Source organism: Streptomyces sp. NPDC018833 (assembly GCF_044390825.1).
Lineage (GTDB): Bacteria > Actinomycetota > Actinomycetes > Streptomycetales > Streptomycetaceae > Streptomyces.
Window position 1 is genome coordinate 82547 of the sequence record NZ_JBIRZM010000009.1, and the last position, 21374, is coordinate 103920.

Here is a 21374-nt window from a genome sequence, read left to right on the forward strand (position 1 = left end):
GTTCCCAACGGGTGAGCCCGCGCCGGGCCGGGCCCCTCGTGGTTAGCATCCGAAAAGGGACCGCCCACCGATGGCACGGAGGCCGTCATGCCGCAACGACCCGCATCCCGCCTGTCGACGAACCGCGCACGCCTCGGACACAAGGTGCGCTACGCGCTCCGGCATCCGGGGCGCGTGGTGCCCTACCTGCGCCGGGCGGGCCGGGACACCTGGCTGCGGCTGCGCCACCGCGGCGGCCATGTCGCGTACTACCGGGCGGTGATGGCCTCGGACACCGCGAGGAGCCCGGAAGCGGCGGTCGGCGGCGGGCCCTCGTACGAGCGCTGGCTCGCCATCGGTCAGATGCAGTTCGACTACCTGCGGGAGCACGGGCTGGGCCCGCACGATCGGATGCTAGAGATCGGCTGCGGCAACCTGCGGGCCGGCTGGCGGTTCATCGACTATCTGGAGCCCGGCCACTACTACGGGATCGACATCTCGCCCGACATCCTCATCGAGGCCAAGAAGACCCTCGTCCGCTACGGCCTCCAGCACAAGCTTCCGTACCTGACGCCTGTGGACAACCTGACGCTGGACTTCCTTCCCGACGCCTCCTTCACGGTCGTGCACGCGCACAGCGTCTTCTCGCACTCGCCGCTCGAGATCATCGACGAATGCCTGGCGAACGTCGGGCGGATCCTCGCCCCCGGCGGCTTCTTCGACTTCACCTACGACCGGACCGAGGCGCGCGAGCACCAGGTGCTGGGCGAGGACTTCTACTACCGCACCCAGACCCTGATCTCCCTGGCCGCGCGGCACGGCCTCGCCGCCCGCTTCATGGACGACTGGGAACGGCTGCCGCACGGCCAGTCCAAACTCCGCGTCACCCACGCCGCCTGACCGGTGTGCGTACCCGACGGCCGGACGACCGCCGACGGGCTCACGGGCGGAGCGTCCGTCCGCCGACCGCCCGCCCGGACCCCGGACCGGAGAGACGCGTCGCCCCGGAGCCGGCGGACCCCCGCGAGGAGGCGCACGACGACATGGTCCGCCGCCCTGCTCCCCGACCCGGCCGGTGCCGCTGGGCGCTGCCGGGTCCGCTTCCCGGGCGCGGCGGGCCGCGACGCGAGGGCGACCGGCGGCGTGCTCCCTCCGGGCCGGGGGCCCCGGGCCCCGCGGGGGGACGCAGACGTCGACGCGTGGCTGACGCGGCAGCGCGGGCCGATCCGGCCGGGCACGCAGGGGCGCCGCTCGGGAAGCCGTTAGCGACGAGCGACGGGCGACGGACGCCTCCACCCGACCAGGCAGCGGGTCGGGTGGAGGCGTCCGGTCGTTCCTGAGCGCACGGGGAGCCGTGAGGCCACCCGCGTACGCGCGAAGAGCCGCCGCCCCTGTGCGGGGCGGCGGCCCTTCGTCGGTGTCGAATACCTCAGATACCTCAGAGCACGCGGACAGCGCCGCTCGCCGGGTAGCCGGAGAGGTCCTGGATCACGACGCCCTTGCTCGGGTTCGCGGCGTCGAGGTACTTGCCGTCACCGATGTACACACCGGTGTGGTACGCGGAGCCTGCGCCGCCCCAGTACAGGATGTCGCCGACCTGGAGGTTGGACGTGCCGACCTGGGTGCCGGCGACCGACTGGTCCTGCGAGACGCGCGGCAGGTCGATGCCGACCTGGCGGAACGCGGCCTGGACGAGGCTGGAGCAGTCCCAGGCGTTGGGACCGGTGGCGCCCATGATGTACGCGTCACCGAGCTGCGCCTTGAGGAACGCGACGACGGTGGCGGCCGAGCCGCTCGCGGGGGCGGTGGCGGAGAGTGTGGTGCGCTCGGCGGTGCGGGAGGCGCGCTCCTTGGCCTCCGCCTCGGCGCGGGCCTTCGCTTCGGCCTTCGCCTTGGCCTCGGCCTCGCGTTCCGCCTCGGCCTTGGCCTTCTTGGCGGCCTTCGCCGCCTGCTCCGCGGCGGCGTCCTCCTGGGCCTGCAGTTCGAGGTCGAGCGCGACCTGCTGCGTGGCCTGGGCCGACTGACCGACCGCGGCCGAAAGGTCGGCGGACGTGAGGACGGGCATCTCGATGGTCGCGGTCACCGGCTCGGCATTCGCCGGCCCGGCAGCTCCGGCCACCGCGATGGTGCTGAGGAAGCCACCGGCAACTCCGGCTCGGATCGCGACTTTCGACGCTCCGCGGCGGGGCTTCCGGTGGCTGGGTATGTGAGCGGTGTGGGACATGAGTACAACCGCTATCAGGGCGTGACGGTTCCCTTCAAGAAACGTGGGTTGCGCCACAGTTATGAACGGAATCAGTGAATCCGCTCTGTACGGATCCTTATTGACGCCGTAACGGGCAAAACGGGCATGCGTGATCATGGCTGTGATCATGGGCTTCCCGTAAAAGGTCCGAATTGCCGTCGGCGTATCACTCCACCGCATGGATGGCCAAGCCCGCTTTTGTTGAACTCTTGAGTGAGTGGCGCAGGTCACAGAATGGTCAACGCCCGGGCGTCCCGGACCGCGTGAACGCCCGCATGCGTCCACCGTCGTCCGCCCTGTCCCACGGTCGAGTGAGCGGATGTCCTCTATCACCCATTGCGGTCCATTGCCAATTTGCCTGCACGGCTCGGTGCTTGATAGAGCGGCACACCGTTGACCAGCGGTAACCGCACCGGATGTCACGTCTGGTGATCACTCGGGAGCTTCACGTGTGAAGATCACCGCTCATCCTCGTTCATGATCGTTCGTCCGGTGGTGGAGATCACAAACGCGATGCCCGACCCCGTGTCGCAGATCACAGACCGACAGGCATAGGATGCGGAGCAGTCGGGCTTGTGAACTGCCTCACATGTACACGATCTTCGCGAGGCGGCGAGGCGATAGGCCCGGTGCGGTCCAACGGTCAAGGACGACTGGAAGGAGCGGGGAGGGTGAATGCTTACGTGCCCATCCTTGTGCTCGGCGCCCTCGGGGCAGGGTTTGCGATCTTCTCCGTGGTCATGGCCACGCTTATCGGCCCAAAGCGGTACAACCGGGCGAAGCTTGAAGCGTACGAGTGCGGCATCGAGCCCACGCCGACGCCGGCCGGAGGCGGCCGCTTCCCGATCAAGTACTACCTGACGGCGATGCTCTTCATCATTTTCGATATCGAGATCGTCTTCCTCTATCCCTGGGCCGTCACGTTCGACGCCCTGGGGATCTTCGGGCTCGTGGAGATGCTGCTCTTCGTGCTCACCGTCTTCGTCGCCTACGCGTATGTGTGGCGGCGCGGCGGCCTGGAATGGGACTGAGGGGCGAAGGGGCACTCTTATGGGACTCGAAGAGAAGCTGCCGAGCGGCTTTCTGCTGACCACCGTCGAACAGGCCGCGGGCTGGGTGCGCAAGTCGTCGGTCTTCCCGGCGACCTTCGGCCTGGCCTGCTGCGCCATCGAGATGATGACGACGGGCGCCGGGCGGTACGACCTGGCCCGGTTCGGCATGGAGGTCTTCCGCGGCTCGCCGCGTCAGGCCGACCTGATGATCGTGGCCGGGCGGGTGAGCCAGAAAATGGCGCCCGTCCTGCGCCAGGTCTACGACCAGATGCCCAGCCCCAAGTGGGTGATCTCCATGGGGGTTTGCGCCTCATCGGGCGGAATGTTCAACAATTACGCGATTGTGCAGGGTGTTGATCACGTTGTCCCCGTCGACATTTATTTGCCCGGCTGTCCGCCGCGACCCGAGATGCTGATGGACGCGATTCTCAAGCTCCACCAGAAGATCCAGGGCTCCAAGCTCGGTGTGAACGCGCAGGAAGCGGCCCGCGAAGCGGAGGAGGCGGCCCTCAAGGCGCTCCCGACGATCGAGATGAAGGGGCTGCTGCGATGACCGATCAGCCCAATCCGGAGAAGGAGCTCTCCGCGCAGAACCTGCCCGGCCAGCGCGGTGAGCACGGCGAGGAGATCCGCCTCCAGCGCGGCATGTTCGGCGCGAATGACGGAGGGGATACGTCCGGTTACAGCGGGCTCGTACGCTCCGTACGCCTTCCGGGTCCCGCCACCCGCCCCTACGGCGGGTACTTCGACGAGGTCGCCGACGAGCTCGAAGGAGCCCTGGAGGAACAGGGCCTCGTACCCGAGAACGTCATCGAGAAGACGGTCGTCGACCGAGGCGAACTGACCTTCCACATCGCGCGGGAACACCTGCCGCACGTGGCGAGGACCCTGCGCGACGACCCCGCGCTGCGCTTCGAGCTGTGCACCGGCGTGAGCGGGGTGCACTACCCCGAGGACAAGGGCCGGGAGCTGCACGCCGTCTACCACCTGCGCTCGCTCACCCACGGCAGGCTGATCCGGCTGGAGGTCTCGGCCCCCGACCGCGACCCGCACATCCCGTCGCTGGTGTCGGTCTACCCGACCAACGACTGGCACGAGCGCGAGACGTACGACTTCTTCGGTCTCGTCTTCGACGGCCACCCCGCCCTCACCCGGATCATGATGCCGGACGACTGGCAGGGCTTCCCTCAGCGCAAGGACTATCCGCTCGGCGGCATCCCCGTCGAGTACAAGGGCGCCCAGATCCCGGCTCCGGACCAGCGGAGGTCGTACTCGTGAGCGCCCCGCCACCCGACCACCGCCCCTCATCGACTCCCTTCGGGAGGCTCCAATGACCACTGCTTCCCCCCGCGAGACCACCGAGGGCATCGTCTACACGGTCACCGGCGGCGACTGGGACGAGGTCGTCCAGTCGGCGGCCAAGGCCGACGACCAGCGCATCGTCGTCAACATGGGTCCCCAGCACCCCTCCACGCACGGTGTCCTCCGCCTGATCCTGGAGATCGACGGCGAGACCGTCACCGAGGCCCGCTGCGGCATCGGCTATCTGCACACGGGCATCGAGAAGAACCTCGAGTACCGCACGTGGACGCAGGGGACCACGTTCGTGACGCGCATGGACTACCTGACGCCGTTCTTCAACGAGGCGGCGTACTGCCTGGGGGTGGAGCGGCTCCTCGGCATCGAGGAGCAGATCCCGGACCGGGCGACGACCGTCCGCGTCCTGCTGATGGAGCTCAACCGGATCGCCTCGCACCTGGTCGCCATCGCCACCGGCGGAATGGAACTCGGTGCGACCACGGTCATGATCTACGGATTCCGCGACCGTGAACTGATTCTCGACATCTTCGAGCTGATCACCGGTCTGCGCATGAATCACGCGTACATCCGGCCGGGCGGACTCGCGCAGGACCTGCCGCCCGGCGCGGTGGACCAGATGCGCGAGTTCGTGAGAACGATGAAGAAGAACCTGCCGGAGTACGACAAGCTCGCCACCGGCAACCCCATCTTCAAGGCACGTCTGCAGAACACCGGGTACCTCGACCTGACGGGCTGCATGGCGCTCGGCGTCACAGGACCGATCCTGCGCTCCGCGGGCCTCGCCCACGACCTGCGCAAGACCGACCCGTACTGCGGCTACGAGACGTACGACTTCGACGTCCCGACCGCCGACACCTGCGACTCCTACGGCCGCTTCCTCATCCGCCTCGAGGAGATGCGGCAGTCCCTGCGCATCGTCGAGCAGTGCCTCGACCGCCTGGAGCCGGGGCCGGTCATGGTCGCCGACAAGAAGATCGCATGGCCCGCGCAGCTCGCACTCGGCCCCGACGGTCTCGGCAACTCCCTCGACCACATCAAGAAGATCATGGGCACCTCCATGGAGGCCCTGATCCACCACTTCAAGCTGGTGACCGAGGGCTTCCGCGTGCCTGCCGGGCAGACCTACGCCGCGGTCGAGTCCCCCAGGGGCGAACTGGGCGCCCACGTCGTCTCCGACGGCGGCACCCGCCCCTTCCGGGTCCACTTCCGCGACCCGTCCTTCACCAACCTGCAGGCCATGGCGGCCATGTGCGAAGGCGGCCAGGTCGCCGACGTCATCGTCGCCGTCGCGTCCATCGACCCCGTGATGGGAGGCGTCGACCGGTGACTGACGTTACTGCGACCAGTCTGGGCATGCCGCAACTGCCCGCCCCCGACTATCCGGCCGATGTGCGCGCCCGGCTGGAGGCGGATGCCCGGGAGGTCATCGCCCGCTACCCCGACTCCCGCTCCGCGCTGCTGCCGCTGCTGCACCTGGTGCAGTCGGAGGAGGGCTATGTGTCCCGTACGGGCATGCGGTTCTGCGGGGAGATGCTGGAGCTGACCACCGCCGAGGTCAGCGCGGTCGCCACCTTCTACACCATGTACCGGCGCAAGCCGTCGGGCGACTACCAGGTGGGCGTCTGCACCAACACCCTGTGCGCGGTGATGGGGGGCGACGCGATCTTCGAGGAGCTCAAGGAGCATCTCGGCGTCGGCAACAACGAGACGACCGAGGACGGCAAGGTCACGCTCGAACACATCGAGTGCAACGCGGCCTGCGACTTCGCACCCGTCGTGATGGTCAACTGGGAGTTCTTCGACAACCAGACGCCTCAGACGGCGAAGAAACTGGTCGACGATCTGCGGGCGGGCGAGCAGGTCAGCCCCACCCGCGGAGCACCGCTGTGCACGTACAAGGAGACCGCCCGCATCCTGGCCGGCTTCCCCGACGAGCGCCCCGGTGTGGTCGAGGCGAGCGGCGGCGCCGGGCCCGCGTCGCTGATCGGGCTCCGCCTGGCCAGGGGCGAGGCCGCCCCGGCGCGGGTGGTCCACCCTCGCGGCGAGGCGCCACGGGACACGCCGCCGCACGAGCCGTCGCCCGGCGAGCACCTCAGCTCGCACGACGCGCCCCAGCAGACATCCGCGTCCGACCCGGACCACCCGGCCGGACCCGTGGCCGAGGAGGGGGAGTGATGACCTTGTCCACCGAATACGAAGGCCCCTCCCAGCCGCAGGCCCGCGGAGAGGCAAGCCCCGAGAAGCTGCTCGCCCCGGTGCTCTCGGCCTTCTGGGACGAACCGGAGTCCTGGACCCTGGCGACGTACCGCAGGCACGAGGGCTACGAGGGGCTGCGCAAGGCACTCGCGATGTCGCCCGACGACCTCATCGCCTACGTCAAGGACTCGGGCCTGCGCGGCCGCGGCGGCGCGGGCTTCCCCACCGGGATGAAGTGGCAGTTCATCCCGCAGGGCGACGGCAAGCCCCACTACCTCGTGGTCAACGCCGACGAGTCGGAGCCGGGCACCTGCAAGGACATCCCGCTCCTCTTCGCCAACCCGCACTCCCTCATCGAGGGCATCGTGATCGCCTGCTACGCGATCCGGTCCAACCACGCCTTCATCTACCTGCGCGGCGAGGTCGTCCCCGTGCTGCGGAGGCTGCACGAGGCCGTGCGCGAGGCGTACGAAGCAGGCTTCCTCGGCAAGGACATCCTGGGCAGCGGACTCGACCTCGAGGTCACCGTGCACGCGGGCGCCGGCGCGTACATCTGCGGTGAGGAGACCGCGCTGCTGGACTCCCTGGAAGGCCGCCGGGGCCAGCCCCGGCTCAGGCCCCCCTTCCCCGCGGTGGCCGGTCTGTACGCGTGCCCCACGGTGGTGAACAACGTCGAGTCCATCGCCTCGGTTCCCGCGATCCTGAACAAGGGCAAGGACTGGTTCAGGTCCATGGGCAGCGAGAAGTCCCCCGGCTTCACGCTCTACTCGCTCAGCGGCCATGTCGCGGGCCCCGGCCAGTACGAGGCCCCGCTCGGCATCACCCTGCGCCAGCTGCTCGACATGAGCGGCGGCATGCGGCCGGGCCACCGGCTCAAGTTCTGGACGCCGGGCGGTTCCTCGACCCCGATGTTCACCGACGAGCACCTCGACGTCCCGCTGGACTACGAGGGCGTGGGCGCCGCCGGTTCGATGCTGGGCACCAAGGCGCTCCAGTGCTTCGACGAGACGACCTGCGTGGTGCGGGCCGTGACGCGATGGACCGAGTTCTACGCCCACGAGTCCTGCGGCAAGTGCACGCCGTGCCGTGAAGGGACGTACTGGCTGGTGCAGTTGCTGAGGGACATCGAGGCCGGCAACGGCGTCATGAGCGACCTCGACAAGCTGAACGACATCGCCGACAACATCAACGGCAAGTCCTTCTGCGCCCTCGGCGACGGCGCCGCATCGCCGATCTTCTCCTCGCTCAAGTACTTCCGCGACGAGTACGAGCAGCACATCACGGGCGGGGGCTGCCCCTTCGACCCGGCCAAGTCGACGGTCTGGGCCGACCGACACAGCACGGAGGTGTCCGCATGAGTCCGGCGCACGCGCCCGGCACCGGCCGCGGCTTCGCCCCGGTCCGCCCCGGCGGGCGGGCCGAAACCGGCGGGTCCTCGCTCCCGGCCCCGGTCGTCCGCGGCCACGCCGCGAGCCGTCCCGGGCGGCCGGCCCCGTCGGCCCTGCCCACCGGGTCGGGTCACGCAAGGCGATTCGAGTCGTCGCATCTGGAGGTGAACGCATGACCGTCACGACAAGTGCGCCCTCCGGTGGCGGGGAGGCTGCCGGACCGTCGAAGGCCGTCGGCCAGGACACAGTCTCGCTGACCATCGACGGCATCGAGCTCTCGGTTCCCAAGGGGACCCTGGTGATCCGGGCCGCCGAGATCCTCGGCATCGAGATCCCGCGCTTCTGCGACCACCCGCTTCTCGACCCCGCCGGCGCCTGCCGCCAGTGCATCGTCGAGGTCGAGGGCCAGCGCAAGCCGATGGCCTCCTGCACCATCACCTGCACCGACGGCATGGTCGTCAGGACGCAGCTCACCTCGCCCGTCGCCGAGAAGGCGCAGAAGGGCGTGATGGAGCTGCTGTTGATCAACCATCCGCTGGACTGCCCGGTCTGCGACAAGGGCGGCGAGTGCCCGCTGCAGAACCAGGCGGTCTCGCACGGCCAGGCGGATTCCCGCTTCGAGGGAAAGAAGCGCACCTACGAAAAGCCCGTGCCGATCTCCACACAGGTGCTGCTCGACCGCGAGCGGTGCGTGCTGTGCGCCCGCTGCACCCGCTTCTCCCAGCAGATCGCGGGCGACCCGATGATCGAACTCCTCGAGCGCGGTGCGCTGCAGCAGGTCGGCACCGGCGAGGGCGACCCCTTCGCGTCGTACTTCTCCGGCAACACCATTCAGATCTGCCCGGTGGGCGCGCTCACTTCGGCCGCGTACCGCTTCCGCTCCCGCCCCTTCGACCTGGTCTCCTCGCCGAGCGTGTGCGAGCACTGTGCGGGCGGCTGTGCCACCCGCACCGACCACCGGCGGGGCAAGGTCATGCGCCGCATGGCCGCCGAGGACCCGGAGGTCAACGAGGAGTGGCTGTGCGACAAGGGGCGGTTCGCCTTCCGCTACGCCCAGCAGCGCGACCGCCTCACCACCCCCCTGGTGCGCAACAAGGACACCGGTGAGCTGGAGCCGGCGAGCTGGCCGGAGGCGCTGGAGGCGGCCGCGGAGGGCCTGCGGGCCGCACGCGGCCGGGCCGGTGTGCTCACCGGCGGCCGTCTGACCGTCGAGGACTCCTACGCGTACGCCAAGTTCGCCCGGGTCGCCCTCGCAACCAACGACATCGACTTCCGCGCGCGGGTCCACTCCGCCGAGGAGGCCGACTTCCTGGCGGCCCACGTCGCCGGCCGCGGCCGGGACCTGGCCGGGACCGGAGTCACCTACACCTCGCTGGAGAAGGCCCCCGCGGTCCTGCTCGCCGGATTCGAGTCGGAGGAGGAGGCGCCCGGCGTCTTCCTGCGGCTGCGCAAGGCCCACCGCAAGCACGGTCAGCGCACCTTCTCCCTGGCCACCCACGCCACCCGGGGGCTCACCAAGGCGGGCGGCACGCTGCTGCGCGCGGCCCCCGGCACCGAGACCGAGTGGCTCGACGCCCTCGCCTCCGGCACGGGCCTGGACCCGGACGGCGCGAAGGCGGCCGAGGCGCTGCGCGCCGAGGGCGCGTTGATCGTCGTGGGCGAGCGGCTCGCGGCCGTGCCCGGCGGTCTCACCGCCGCCCTGCGTGCCCAGGCCGCCACCGGGGCCCGTCTGGTGTGGATCCCGCGCCGGGCGGGCGACCGTGGCGCGGTCGAGGCGGGCGCGCTGCCGTCGCTGCTGCCCGGCGGCCGCCCGGCCACCGACCCGCGGGCCCGCGAGGAGACCGCCGGGGTCTGGCGGGTGCGTGAACTTCCGCACCGCTACGGCCGCGACACCGGCCAGATCGTCGAGGCCGCGGCCACCGGTGAACTGGGCGCACTCGTCGTCGCCGGCGTCGAGGTCACGGATCTGCCCGATGTGGCACGCGCGCGGGAGGCGCTGGACGCGGTGGGCTTCCTGGTCTCGCTGGAGCTGCGGCCCGGCGAGGTCACCGAGCGGGCGGACGTCGTCTTCCCGGTGGCGGCCGTGGCGGAGAAGCCCGGCACCTTCCTCAACTGGGAAGGCCGGGTCCGGATGTTCGAGGCCGCACTCAAGCCCGAGCAGATGACCCGCCCCCTCGCGCCGACCGACGCCCGGGTGCTGCACATGCTCGCCGACGCGCTCGACATCCCCTTCGGCCTGCCGGACCTGAAGTCCGTACGCGCCGAGATGGACCGGCTCGGCCGCTGGGACGGCCCCCGCGCCGGCGTACCCGCCGAGTCCGCCCGGCCGCTGCCCCGACCGGGCGCGGGCGAGGCGGTCCTCGCCGGTCACCGGCTCCTGCTCGACCAGGGCGTGCTCCAGCAGGGCGACGAGGCGCTGGCCGGTACCCGGCACGCCGCCGTGGCCCGGCTGTCGGCGGCGACCGCGGCCGAGACGGGCGTCAAGGACGGCGACGAACTGCAGGTCGCCGGCCCCGCCGGATCGGTGCGGTTGCCGCTCCAGGTGAGCGAGATGCCCGACCGGGTGGTGTGGCTGCCCCTGAACTCCGTGGGCGGCGGCGTCGCCGCCGACACCGGGGCACGCCCCGGTGAGCTGGTCCGCATCACGGCGGCGACGGGTGCGACGGAGGTGGAGGCGTGACCGCAATGACCAGCCTGGCCCTTGAGGACCTGTCCATGTTCGGGCGGGACCCCTGGTGGCTCGTCGTCGTCAAGGCCGTGTTCTGCTTCGCGTTCCTGATGGTGACCGTGCTCTTCTCCATCGTGTGGGAGCGCAAGGTCGTCGCCTGGATGCAGTTGCGCATCGGCCCCAACCGGCACGGCCCCTGGGGACTTCTCCAGTCGCTCGCCGACGGTGTCAAGCTGATGCTCAAGGAAGACGTGATCGTCAAGCGCGCGGACAAGGTGGTCTACATCCTTGCGCCGATTGTCGCCGCGATCCCGGCCTTCATGGCGATCGCCGTGATCCCGTTCGGCCCGGCCGGCAACGAGGTCTCCATCTTCGGCCACCGCACCACGATGCAGCTCACCGACCTGCCGATCGCGATGCTCTACATCCTCGCGGTCGCCTCGATCGGCATCTACGGCATCGTGCTCGCCGGCTGGTCGTCCGGCTCGACGTATCCGCTGCTCGGCGGACTGCGTTCCTGCGCGCAGATGATCTCGTACGAGATCGCGATGGGCGCGGCGTTCGCCTCCGTCTTCCTCTACTCCGGGTCGATGTCGACGTCGGCGATCGTGGAGGCCCAGGCGGACCGCTGGTACATCCTGCTGCTGCCGGTCTCCTTCATCATCTATGTCGTCACGATGGTCGGTGAGACCAACCGGGCGCCGTTCGACATGCCGGAGTCCGAGGGCGACCTCGTCGGCGGCTTCAACACCGAGTACAGCTCCATCAAGTTCGCGATGTTCATGCTGGCCGAGTACGTCAACATGGTCACCGTCGCCGCCGTCTCGGTCACCCTGTTCCTCGGCGGCTGGCGGGCGCCGTACCCGATCTCCGCCTTCTGGGAGGGCGCGAACCACGGCTGGTGGCCGATGCTCTGGTTCGTCGTCAAGGTCCAGCTCCTCCTCTTCTTCTTCATCTGGCTGCGCGGCACGCTTCCGCGGGTGCGCTACGACCAGCTGATGAAGCTCGGCTGGAAGGTCCTGATCCCGGTCTCCGTCGTCTGGCTGATGCTGGTCGCGACCGTGCGGGCGCTGCGGAACGAGAACTACGACTTCCAGCAGATCGTGCTGTACGTCGCCGGCGCGGTGATCGCGGTCCTGCTCCTGTCCTTCGTCGCCGACGTCTTCCGCGGCAAGAAGGACAAGGAGGAGGAGGCCCGGGCTGCCAAGCCCGGTCCGTTCGACCCGATGGCGGGCGGATTCCCCGTACCGCCGCTGCCCGGACAGGAGTTGCCGCCGGTGCCGCGCAGGCGCCCCCGCCGCGACCGTGAACTGATCGCCAGCGGCGGATCGCAAACCGACAGTGATGGTCCTCGGGACGGAAAGGAGGCTGACGGTGTCTGAGGAATCCGAGAGCACGTTCCAGAATCCGGTCGCCGGCTTCGGCGTGACCTTCAAGGCCATGTTCAAGAAGCGGCTGACCGAGCAGTATCCGGAGCAGCAGAAGGTCACGGCGCCGCGCTTCCACGGCAGGCACCAGCTCAACCGCCATCCGGACGGACTCGAGAAGTGCGTCGGTTGCGAGCTGTGCGCCTGGGCCTGTCCGGCCGACGCGATCTACGTGGAGGGCGCGGACAACACCGACGAGGAGCGCTACTCCCCGGGCGAGCGGTACGGCCGCGTCTACCAGATCAACTACGCCCGGTGCATTTTCTGCGGACTGTGCATCGAGGCCTGCCCCACCCGCGCGCTGACGATGACCAACGAGTTCGAGCTGGCCGACAGCAGCCGGGCGAACCTCATCTTCACCAAGGAGCAGCTGCTCGCCGGTCTGGAGGAGGGCATGGTCGACAGCCCGCACGCCATCTACCCCGGCATGGACGAACAGGACTACTACCGGGGGCTGATCACGGAGGCCGCGCCCGGCACGGTCCAGCAGGTGGCCCACTCCAAGGGCGAGAACGTCCAGGAGGCCGAGTCGACGTTCGGCGAGAGCGAACCGGCCTCGAAGAAGGTGATCGGGGCATGAACCTGCTCGCAGCCTCCGCCACCTCCACGGGCGAGGCCGTCCAGTTCTGGGTGCTCGGCACCATCGCGGTCGTCGGGGCCCTCGGCACGATCCTGATGAAGCGGGCCGTGCACAGCGCGCTCAGCCTCGCCGGGACCATGATCGTCCTGGCGGTCTTCTACCTCGCCAACGGGGCGTACTTCCTCGGCGTCGTCCAGATCATCGTCTACACCGGCGCGATCATGATGCTGTTCCTCTTCGTCGTCATGCTGGTCGGTGTCACGGCGGCCGACTCGCTGAAGGAGACGCTGAAGGGGCAGCGCTGGCTGGCCGCCGCCTGCGGACTCGGCTTCGGCATCCTGCTGATCGCCGGCATCGGCCATGCCTCACTGGAGAACTTCAACGGACTGGGCGTCGCCAACACCGCGAACGGCGGCAACGTCGAGGGCCTTGCCGCCCTGATCTTCACCAAGTACGTCTTCGCCTTCGAGATCACCGGCGCCCTGCTGATCACGGCCGCCGTCGGCGCGATGGTCCTCACGCACCGCGAGCGCACCGAGCGGGCGAGGACCCAGCGGGAGCTGTCCGAGCAGCGCGTACGGGAAGGCAAGCAGCTGCCGCCCCTGCCCGCGCCCGGCGTCTATGCCCGGCACAACGCGGTGGACATCCCCGGTCTGCTGCCCGACGGCACCACGTCCGAGCTCACCGTCAGCAAGACGCTGGTCGAGCGCGGCCAGGTCCGCGATGTGTCGAGCGACGCGCTGGGCGATCTCAAGGCGCTCGAACAGCGCGCCGAGGAGCGCCTCGGCCGCGACAAGGACGAGCACGACCGGGACGGACAGGAGGCCACACGGTGAATCCGGTCAACTATCTGTATCTGGCAGCGCTGTTGTTCACCATCGGCGCGGCCGGCGTGCTGATCCGGCGGAACGCGATCGTGGTCTTCATGTGCGTCGAGCTGATGCTGAACGCCTGCAACCTCGCGTTCGTCACCTTCTCCCGGATGCACGGCAATCTCGACGGCCAGATCATCGCGTTCTTCACGATGGTCGTCGCCGCAGCGGAGGTCGTGGTCGGACTCGCGATCATCGTGGCGGTGTTCCGTTCCCGCCACTCGGCCTCGGTCGACGACGCCAGCCTGATGAAGCTGTAAGGGGACGGACGAATCGTGGAGAACCTCATTGCGCTGCTCGTCGCGGCGCCCCTGCTCGGAGCGGCGTTGCTGCTGTGCGGCGGCCGTCGGCTCGACCGCACCGGCCACTGGCTGGGCACCCTGCTCGCGGCCACGTCCTTCGCCATCGGCACCGTGCTCTTCGCCGACATGCTCGGCAAGGAAGCGGACGAACGCGCCCTGCACAGCAGGCTGTTCAGCTGGGTCCCCGTCGAAGGGTTCCAGGCGGACATCGCCTTCCAGCTCGACCAGCTGTCGATGACCTTCGTACTGCTGATCACCGGTGTGGGCACCCTGATCCACCTCTACTCCGTCGGGTACATGGAGCACGACGAGCGCCGCCGCCGCTTCTTCGGCTATCTGAACCTGTTCCTCGCGGCCATGCTGCTGCTGGTCCTCGCCGACAACTACCTCCTGCTGTACGTCGGCTGGGAGGGTGTCGGTCTCGCCTCGTACCTGCTCATCGGGTTCTGGCAGCACAAGCCCAGCGCGGCCACCGCGGCGAAGAAGGCCTTCCTGGTCAACCGCGTGGGCGACATGGGCCTGTCGATCGCGATCATGTTGATGTTCACCACCTTCGGCACCTTCGCCTTCGGGCCGGTGCTTCAGGCGACGGGTGAGACGTCCGAGGGCATGCTGACGGCCATCGGCCTGATGCTGCTGCTCGCCGCGTGCGGCAAGTCCGCCCAGGTGCCGCTGCAGTCCTGGCTCGGGGACGCGATGGAGGGCCCGACCCCGGTCTCGGCCCTGATCCACGCGGCCACCATGGTGACTGCCGGCGTCTACCTGATCGTCCGCTCCGGTGCCGTCTTCAACGCCGCGCCCGACGCCCAGCTGGCGGTCGTGATCGTCGGCGCGGTCACGCTCCTCTTCGGTGCGATCGTCGGTTGCGCCAAGGACGACATCAAGAAGGCGCTGGCCGGCTCGACCATGTCGCAGATCGGCTACATGATCCTGGCGGCCGGTCTCGGCCCCATCGGATACGCCTTCGCGATCATGCACCTGGTCACGCACGGCTTCTTCAAGGCCGGGCTGTTCCTCGGTGCCGGTTCGGTCATGCACGGCATGAACGACGAGGTGGACATGCGCAAGTACGGCGGCCTGCGGAAGTACATGCCGGTCACCTTCGTCACCTTCGGCCTCGGCTATCTGGCCATCATCGGCTTCCCGGGCCTGTCGGGCTTCTGGTCCAAGGACAAGATCATCGAGGCGGCGTTCGCGTACGACGACGGGATCCGCGGCTGGATCTTCGGCGGCGTGGCGCTGCTGGGTGCCGGCATCACCGCGTTCTACATGACCCGCGTGATGATCATGACCTTCTTCGGCGAGAAGCGCTGGCAGCCCGCTCCCGACCCGGACAAGGTGCCCAGCGTCGAGCCGGGCGTCGAAGTGCGTCCCGGGGAGATGCCGCACCCGCACGAGTCGCCCAAGTCGATGACGATCCCGATGATCGTGCTCGCCTTCGGGTCGGTCTTCGCGGGCGGCCTGTTCAGCCTAAACGAGTCCTTCGTCCACTGGCTGGAGCCGGTCACGCAGTTCGAGCACCCGCACCCCGTCATCAGCGTCCCGGCCATCACGACCTCGACGATCGTCGTGCTGCTGCTCGGCGCGGGACTGGCGTATCTGATCTACGGGCGGCGTCCGGTCCCCGTCACGGCCCCGCGCGGCTCCCTGCTCACCCGCGCCGCTCGCCGCGACCTGCTTCAGGACGACTTCAACCATGTGGTCCTGGTCCGAGGCGGTGAGCACCTCACACGTTCGCTGGTCTACGTCGACCACACCCTGGTCGACGGCGTGGTCAACGGCACGGCGGCCACGTTCGGCGGGCTCTCCGGCCGACTGCGCAAGCTGCAGAACGGCTACGCCCGCAGCTACGCGGTCTCGATGTTCGGCGGTACGGCGATCCTGATCGCCGCGACCCTGCTGATGAGGGCGGTCTGATCGGTATGTCCGAAGTAGTGAACGCAGGCTTTCCTCTGCTGACGGCAACGGCCGTGCTCCCGGCGCTCGGTGCGATCGCCACGGCGGCCGTGCCCGCCGTGCGCCGGACGGCCGCCAAGTGGCTGGCCCTGCTCGTCTCCTTGGGCACTCTGGTGCTCGCGGCGATCGTGCTCGTCCGGTTCGAGCCCGGCGGCGACCGCTACCAGCTCGCCGAATCGCACGCCTGGATCAAGGACTTCGGCGTCCGCTACGAGCTGGGCGTGGACGGCATCGGTGTCGCGCTCATCGCGCTGACCGCCCTGCTGATCCCGTTCGTGATCCTCGCCGGCTGGAACGACGCCGACGTGCAGGAGACCGGCAGCAAGAGGTGGCGGCCCACCCAGGGCTTCTTCGCGCTGATCCTGATGGTCGAGGCGATGGTGATCCTCTCCTTCGAGGCCACCGACGTCTTCCTCTTCTACATCCTGTTCGAAGCCATGCTCATCCCGATGTACTTCCTCATCGGCGGCTTCGGCGACCGCGCCCACGCGGGCACGGACGAGCACGCGGCTGCCCAGCGGTCGTACGCGGCGGTGAAGTTCCTGCTGTACAACCTGGTCGGCGGACTGATCATGCTGGCCGCCGTCATCGGTCTGTACGTGGTCGCGGGCAGCTTCTCGCTCTCCGAGATCGCCGAGGCCAGGGCGTCCGGTCAGCTGGAGATGGCGACCACCACCGAGCGGCTGCTGTTCCTCGGCTTCTTCTTCGCCTTCGCGGTGAAGGCCCCGCTGTGGCCGCTGCACACCTGGCTGCCCAACGCGATGGGCGAGGCGACCGCCCCGGTCGCCGTGCTGATCACGGCAGTCGTCGACAAGGTCGGCACCTTCGCGATGCTGCGCTTCTGTCTCCAGCTCTTCCCGGAGGCGTCGAAGTGGGCAACACCGGTGATCATCACACTGGCGCTGATCAGCATCGTCTACGGCGCCCTGCTCGCGGTCGGCCAGCGGGACATCAAGCGCCTGGTGGCGTACGCGTCGATCTCGCACTTCGGCTTCATCGTCCTGGGCATCTTCGCGATGACCAGCCAGGGCCAGTCGGGCGCGACGCTGTACATGGTCAACCACGGTATCTCGACCGCCGCGCTGATGCTGGTGGCGGGCTTCCTGATCTCGCGGCGCGGTTCGCGGCTCATCGCCGACTACGGCGGGGTGCAGAAGGTCGCCCCGGTGCTCGCGGGCACGTTCCTGATCGGCGGCCTCGCCACCCTGTCGCTGCCCGGGCTGGCTCCGTTCGTCAGTGAGTTCCTGGTCCTGGTCGGCACGTTCGCCGCGTATCCGGTGGCCGGGATCATCGCGACCTTCGGCATCGTGCTCGCCGCGCTCTACACCCTCGTGCTCTACCAGCGCACGATGACCGGTCCGGTCAAGGCGGAAGTCAGTGCCCTGCCGGACCTCAAGGCGCGCGAACTGGTGGTCGTCGCACCGCTGATCGCGCTGCTGCTCTTCCTCGGCGTCTTCCCGAAGCCGCTGACGGACATCGTCAACCCGGCAGTGGAGCACACGATGTCCGACGTACAGAAGCAGGACCCCCGGCCCGAGGTGGAGGCGGCCAAGTGAGCGCTACAGCTGTCCACAGCCTGTGGACAACGGCGGCGGAGGTCGAGCCGCTCGGCAAGATCCCCGCGCCGCACATCGAGTACGCCCAGCTCGCACCCGTGCTGATCATCGTTGGCGCGGCCATTCTGGGTGTGCTTGTGGAGGCCTTCGTCCCGCGCAAGGCCCGTTACCACACACAGGTGTTCCTGACCGTCGTCGCGCTCGCGGCCGCCTTCGCGGCGGTCGTCGGGCTCGCCGCCGGCGGATACGGCACCACCAAGGCGCACATCGCCGCCATGGGCGCGATCGCCGTCGACGGCCCCGCGCTGTTCCTGCAGGGCACCATCCTGCTGGCGTCGCTGGTCGCCGTGTTCACCTTCGCCGAACGCCGCCTCGACCCGGCACTGCACGGCAGCCGGATCGACTCGTTCGCCGCCGAGGCCGCAGCGGTACCCGGCAGCGACCACGAGAAGGCCGCGGTCAAGGCCGGGTTCACCACCACCGAGGTGTTCCCGATCGTCCTGTTCGCGATCACCGGCATGCTGGTCTTCCCGGCCGCCAACGATCTGCTGACGCTGTTCATCGCGCTGGAGGTCTTCTCCCTCCCGCTGTACCTCCTGTGCGCGCTGGCCCGCCGCAAGCGGCTCATGTCGCAGGAAGCGGCCGTGAAGTACTTCCTGCTCGGCGCGTTCTCCTCCGCGTTCCTGCTCTTCGGCATCGCCCTCCTCTACGGCTACGCGGGCTCCGTGTCGTACGCCCGCATCGCCGATGTCGTCGACGGCAGCATCCGCACCATCGACCCGGCGCTCGCCGACACCATGGGCAACGACGCGCTGCTGCTCATCGGCGGCGCGATGATCCTCATGGGCCTGCTGTTCAAGGTCGGCGCGGTGCCGTTCCACATGTGGACGCCGGACGTCTACCAGGGCGCGCCGACCCCGGTGACCGGCTTCATGGCCGCGGCCACCAAGGTCGCCGCGTTCGGCGCGCTGCTGCGGCTGCTGTACGTGGTCCTGCCGGGCCTGAACTGGGACTGGCGGCCGGTCATGTGGGCCATCGCCATCGTGACGATGCTGGGCGGCGCGATCGTCGCGATCACTCAGACCGACATCAAGCGGCTCCTGGCGTACTCGTCGATCGCGCACGCCGGCTTCATCCTCGCCGGTGTGATCGCCACGACGCCCGACGGCATCTCGTCCGTCCTCTTCTACCTGCTCGCTTACTCCTTCGTGACGATCGGCGCGTTCGCGGTCGTCACCCTCGTCCGGGACGCGGGCGGCGAGGCGACGCACCTGTCCAAGTGGGCGGGCCTCGGGCGGCGTTCGCCGCTCGTGGCGGCGGTCTTCGCGGTGTTCCTCCTCGCCTTCGCCGGCATCCCGCTGACGTCGGGCTTCGCCGGCAAGTTCGCGGTCTTCAAGGCGGCGGCGGAGGGCGGCGCGGGGGCGCTGGTCGTGGTGGGTGTGATCTCGTCGGCGATCGCGGCGTTCTTCTACATCCGGGTCATCGTGCTGATGTTCTTCAGCGAGCCGAAGCCCGAGGGCCCGACGGTCGCCGTGCCCTCGCCGCTGACCACGACGACGATCGCGGTCGGCGTGGCGGTCACGCTGGTGCTCGGCGTGGCACCGCAGTACTTCCTGGACCTGGCGAGCCAGGCGGGGGTGTTCGTACGCTGACGTCCCGCCTCACGGCGAAGGTCCGGCGTCTCCTCGGGGGAGAGGCCGGACCTTCGCCGTGAGGCGGCGGTCACTCCGGGCGTGGCCGGGAGCGCTTCGTGGTGATCGCGGTCAGATCCAGGTCGACGGGGAACGGGACATCCGCTTTGAGCCGGTCCCGGAAGATCCCCGTGGGGGTGTACTGGCCGGTGTTCGGCTCCAGCTCGAAGACGTAGACGACGGCGCGGCCGTTGTCGTTCTCCACGCGCCAGTAGGCGGGAATGCCCGCGCGTGCGTACTTCAGCGGCTTGGTCTCCCGGTCCCGGGACACCGACTCCTCGGAGACGACCTCGATGGCGAGCCGCACGGTCTCCGCCGGGAACCGGGTCTGCCCCGGGTCCTGGACCACGTGCTCGGGCACGACGATCACATCGGGCCCCGGTCGGTTCTGCCGGTCGACGTCGATGGTGAACTCGCGGACCACCTCGAAGTCATCGGGCGCCAGCGACTGCAGCTGCCACTCGAAGAAACTCACCGCGCGCGAGTGGAAAAGGGTCTGCGGACTCACGAAGACGAGGCTCCCGTCGATCAGCTCCGTGTGGGGAGGCAGGTTGGGAAGCCTGTCCAGGTCGTCGGCGATCCAGCCGCCCACGGGCGGGACCGGCCAGTCGGCCTTCTTTGCCGTCGGTTCCACGCTCATCAGTGCTCCCATGGGACGGAGTCTCGCGGGTCTGTCCAGCGTATTGGGCGGAAAGGGATCAACGCCCCACGCACGTGTGAACGAATCCGTCGTGTTGACCCGGCCGGCCGTGCAGGGGGCCGCATGGCCCGGTACCCCGTCGGGGGCACCGGGCCCTCACCGCGGCGGCGGCCGGCGTCAGGCCGAGGGCGCGATCCGGCCCGTGACCTCGCCCAGTCCGACACGCACGCCGTCCGGGCCGGGGGCCCAGGCCGTCATCGTCACCACGTCGCCGTCCTCGAGGAACGTGCGCTTGCCATCGGGGAATTCGATCGCGTCGCGGCCGTTCCAGGTGAGTTCCAGCAGCGAGCCGCGCTGGTTCACCTCGGGGCCGCTGACGGTGCCGGAGCCGTACAGGTCGCCCGTACGCAGCGATGCGCCGTTGACCGTCATATGGGCGAGCTGCTGCGCGGCCGTCCAGTACATCGTGGCGAACGGCGGCTCGGCCACCACATGGCCGTTGAGCGCGACCGAGATGTGCAGGTCGAAGCCGCCGGGCTCCTCCTCGGCCGAGTCGTCGAGATACGGCAGCAGCGGGAAGTCCCGTGCGGGCGGCGTGATCCTGGCCGCCTCCAGCGCCTCCAGCGGGGTGACCCAGGCGGCCACCGAGGTGGCGAAGGACTTGCCGAGGAACGGGCCGAGCGGCACGTACTCCCACGCCTGGATGTCGCGCGCGGACCAGTCGTTCAGCAGGAAGAGGCCGAAGACGTGCTCGCGGAAGCCATCGAGCGGGACCGGCCTGCCGTGCTCGGACGGCGTGCCGACGAGGAAACCGACCTCGGCCTCGATGTCGAGCTTCACGGACGGGCCGAAGACGGGTGTCGCGTCCGCCGGTGCCTTGCGCTGCCCGGACGGCCGGACGACGTCCGTACCGGAGACGACGACGGTGCCCGACCTGCCGTGGTAGCCGATCGGCAGGTGCTTCCAGTTGGGGGTGAGCGCGTCGCCGTCGGGCCGGAAGATCTTTCCGACGTTGGTGGCGTGGTGCTCGCTCGCGTAGAAGTCGACGTAGTCCGCGACCTCGTACGGCAGATGCATCGTCACCGCGTCCACGGGGTGGAGCAGCGGCTCGATGTCGGGACGGTGCGCGGGGACGGTGACCCATGCGGTCAGGGCGCGCCGCACGTCGCGCCAGGCGGTGCGCCCGGCGGCGAGCAGCGGGTTGAGGCTCGGCTGCGCCAGCACCTCGGCGTACGGGGAGCCGAGCACGATGGCGGCGGCCCCGGCGTCGAGCACATGCCCACCGATCCGGACGCCGAGCCTGCGGCGCTCCGGCTCGTCGGCCGTGCTGAAGACGCCGTAGGGGAGGTTGTGCGGGCCGAAGGGATCGCCCTCGGCCAGATCGAGCGGGCTCTGCTCGGACATCGGTGCCTGCCTCGCTTTCCACGGGTGTGGGTGACACGTTACGTCCCCGCCCGCCCGCCGCGGCAGGGCCCAATGGATCACGCCCCGCGCACTGCGGC

At 69.3% G+C, this 21374-nt stretch carries 18 protein-coding genes; 15 read left to right on the forward strand and 3 right to left on the reverse strand.

Annotated elements, in window-relative coordinates; genetic code table 11:
- Positions 1-87 precede the first annotated feature (87 nt).
- Positions 88-879, forward strand: coding sequence for a class I SAM-dependent methyltransferase (locus ACH5AF_RS19505; RefSeq protein WP_398902876.1), 792 nt, complete (start codon positions 88-90; stop codon positions 877-879).
- Positions 880-1417: 538 nt separating this feature from the next.
- Here ACH5AF_RS19505 and ACH5AF_RS19510 read toward each other — a convergent pair.
- Positions 1418-2203 (reverse strand): C40 family peptidase, encoded by a 786-nt coding sequence (locus ACH5AF_RS19510; RefSeq protein ID WP_398902878.1) that lies wholly within the window; start codon positions 2201-2203, stop codon positions 1418-1420.
- A 692-nt stretch (positions 2204-2895) separates the two neighbouring features.
- Here ACH5AF_RS19510 and ACH5AF_RS19515 point away from each other — a divergent pair.
- The 14 genes from ACH5AF_RS19515 to nuoN all read left to right on the forward strand — a co-directional run bounded on the left by ACH5AF_RS19515 (position 2896) and on the right by nuoN (position 19193).
- Complete coding sequence (locus tag ACH5AF_RS19515) at positions 2896-3255, forward strand: NADH-quinone oxidoreductase subunit A (RefSeq protein ID WP_398902879.1); 360 nt, start codon at positions 2896-2898, stop codon at positions 3253-3255.
- 19 nt (positions 3256-3274) lie between these two features.
- A complete protein-coding gene (locus ACH5AF_RS19520) occupies positions 3275-3829 on the forward strand; it encodes a NuoB/complex I 20 kDa subunit family protein (RefSeq protein ID WP_398902880.1) in 555 nt (184 codons plus the stop codon).
- The gene (locus ACH5AF_RS19525) at positions 3826-4554 is read left to right on the forward strand and encodes an NADH-quinone oxidoreductase subunit C (protein WP_398902881.1); all 729 of its coding nucleotides are present in this window, start codon (positions 3826-3828) and stop codon (positions 4552-4554) included. Before ACH5AF_RS19520 ends, ACH5AF_RS19525 begins: the two co-directional genes overlap by 4 nt.
- Positions 4555-4606: 52 nt before the next feature.
- Positions 4607-5923, forward strand: coding sequence for an NADH-quinone oxidoreductase subunit D (locus tag ACH5AF_RS19530; protein WP_398902882.1), 1317 nt, complete (start codon positions 4607-4609; stop codon positions 5921-5923).
- A 26-nt stretch (positions 5924-5949) separates the two neighbouring features.
- The gene (gene nuoE, locus ACH5AF_RS19535; RefSeq protein WP_398903031.1) at positions 5950-6771 is read left to right on the forward strand and encodes an NADH-quinone oxidoreductase subunit NuoE; all 822 of its coding nucleotides are present in this window, start codon (positions 5950-5952) and stop codon (positions 6769-6771) included.
- Complete coding sequence (nuoF, locus tag ACH5AF_RS19540) at positions 6771-8150, forward strand: NADH-quinone oxidoreductase subunit NuoF (protein WP_398902883.1); 1380 nt, start codon at positions 6771-6773, stop codon at positions 8148-8150. Before nuoE ends, nuoF begins: the two co-directional genes overlap by 1 nt.
- A gap of 202 nt (positions 8151-8352) precedes the next feature.
- Positions 8353-10860 (forward strand): NADH-quinone oxidoreductase subunit G, encoded by a 2508-nt coding sequence (locus tag ACH5AF_RS19545; RefSeq protein WP_398902884.1) that lies wholly within the window; start codon positions 8353-8355, stop codon positions 10858-10860.
- Positions 10861-10865: 5 nt separating this feature from the next.
- Positions 10866-12230, forward strand: a complete 1365-nt coding sequence (nuoH, locus tag ACH5AF_RS19550; RefSeq protein WP_398903032.1) for an NADH-quinone oxidoreductase subunit NuoH — start codon at positions 10866-10868, stop codon at positions 12228-12230.
- Entirely contained in the window at positions 12193-12855 is a 663-nt protein-coding gene (nuoI, locus tag ACH5AF_RS19555; RefSeq protein ID WP_398902885.1) for an NADH-quinone oxidoreductase subunit NuoI, read from the forward strand. The genes nuoH and nuoI overlap by 38 nt, the downstream gene beginning before the upstream one ends.
- On the forward strand, positions 12852-13691 hold the full coding sequence (locus tag ACH5AF_RS19560; protein WP_398902886.1) for an NADH-quinone oxidoreductase subunit J: 840 nt from the start codon (positions 12852-12854) through the stop codon (positions 13689-13691). Before nuoI ends, ACH5AF_RS19560 begins: the two co-directional genes overlap by 4 nt.
- Entirely contained in the window at positions 13688-13987 is a 300-nt protein-coding gene (nuoK, locus tag ACH5AF_RS19565) for an NADH-quinone oxidoreductase subunit NuoK (RefSeq protein WP_398902887.1), read from the forward strand. Before ACH5AF_RS19560 ends, nuoK begins: the two co-directional genes overlap by 4 nt.
- Before the next feature lie 15 nt (positions 13988-14002).
- The gene (nuoL, locus tag ACH5AF_RS19570) at positions 14003-15946 is read left to right on the forward strand and encodes an NADH-quinone oxidoreductase subunit L (protein ID WP_398902888.1); all 1944 of its coding nucleotides are present in this window, start codon (positions 14003-14005) and stop codon (positions 15944-15946) included.
- A 5-nt stretch (positions 15947-15951) separates the two neighbouring features.
- Positions 15952-17541, forward strand: coding sequence for an NADH-quinone oxidoreductase subunit M (locus tag ACH5AF_RS19575; protein ID WP_398902889.1), 1590 nt, complete (start codon positions 15952-15954; stop codon positions 17539-17541).
- Positions 17538-19193, forward strand: a complete 1656-nt coding sequence (gene nuoN, locus ACH5AF_RS19580) for an NADH-quinone oxidoreductase subunit NuoN (RefSeq protein WP_398902890.1) — start codon at positions 17538-17540, stop codon at positions 19191-19193. Before ACH5AF_RS19575 ends, nuoN begins: the two co-directional genes overlap by 4 nt.
- Before the next feature lie 70 nt (positions 19194-19263).
- Here the strand turns inward: nuoN and ACH5AF_RS19585 are convergent, their stop codons facing one another.
- Both ACH5AF_RS19585 and fahA read right to left on the reverse strand, forming a co-directional pair.
- Positions 19264-19872: a Uma2 family endonuclease gene (locus ACH5AF_RS19585; RefSeq protein WP_398903033.1), complete on the reverse strand. Its 609-nt coding sequence runs from the start codon at positions 19870-19872 to the stop codon at positions 19264-19266.
- A gap of 177 nt (positions 19873-20049) precedes the next feature.
- Positions 20050-21276 carry a fumarylacetoacetase gene (gene fahA, locus ACH5AF_RS19590; protein WP_398902891.1) on the reverse strand — a complete coding sequence of 409 codons (1227 nt, stop codon included), beginning with the start codon at positions 21274-21276 and terminating at the stop codon, positions 20050-20052.
- Positions 21277-21374 lie beyond the last annotated feature (98 nt).

Coding starts and splice junctions, on each gene's coding strand:
- ACH5AF_RS19505 (WP_398902876.1), top strand. CDS start 88: ATGCCGCAACGACCCGCATCCCGCCTGTCGACGAACCGCGCACGCCTC.
- ACH5AF_RS19510 (WP_398902878.1), bottom strand. CDS start 2,203: ATGTCCCACACCGCTCACATACCCAGCCACCGGAAGCCCCGCCGCGGA.
- ACH5AF_RS19520 (WP_398902880.1), top strand. CDS start 3,275: ATGGGACTCGAAGAGAAGCTGCCGAGCGGCTTTCTGCTGACCACCGTC.
- ACH5AF_RS19525 (WP_398902881.1), top strand. CDS start 3,826: ATGACCGATCAGCCCAATCCGGAGAAGGAGCTCTCCGCGCAGAACCTG.
- ACH5AF_RS19530 (WP_398902882.1), top strand. CDS start 4,607: ATGACCACTGCTTCCCCCCGCGAGACCACCGAGGGCATCGTCTACACG.
- nuoE (WP_398903031.1), top strand. CDS start 5,950: ATGCCGCAACTGCCCGCCCCCGACTATCCGGCCGATGTGCGCGCCCGG.
- nuoF (WP_398902883.1), top strand. CDS start 6,771: ATGACCTTGTCCACCGAATACGAAGGCCCCTCCCAGCCGCAGGCCCGC.
- ACH5AF_RS19545 (WP_398902884.1), top strand. CDS start 8,353: ATGACCGTCACGACAAGTGCGCCCTCCGGTGGCGGGGAGGCTGCCGGA.
- nuoH (WP_398903032.1), top strand. CDS start 10,866: ATGACCAGCCTGGCCCTTGAGGACCTGTCCATGTTCGGGCGGGACCCC.
- nuoI (WP_398902885.1), top strand. CDS start 12,193: ATGGTCCTCGGGACGGAAAGGAGGCTGACGGTGTCTGAGGAATCCGAG.
- ACH5AF_RS19560 (WP_398902886.1), top strand. CDS start 12,852: ATGAACCTGCTCGCAGCCTCCGCCACCTCCACGGGCGAGGCCGTCCAG.
- ACH5AF_RS19575 (WP_398902889.1), top strand. CDS start 15,952: ATGTCCGAAGTAGTGAACGCAGGCTTTCCTCTGCTGACGGCAACGGCC.
- ACH5AF_RS19585 (WP_398903033.1), bottom strand. CDS start 19,872: ATGAGCGTGGAACCGACGGCAAAGAAGGCCGACTGGCCGGTCCCGCCC.
- fahA (WP_398902891.1), bottom strand. CDS start 21,276: ATGTCCGAGCAGAGCCCGCTCGATCTGGCCGAGGGCGATCCCTTCGGC.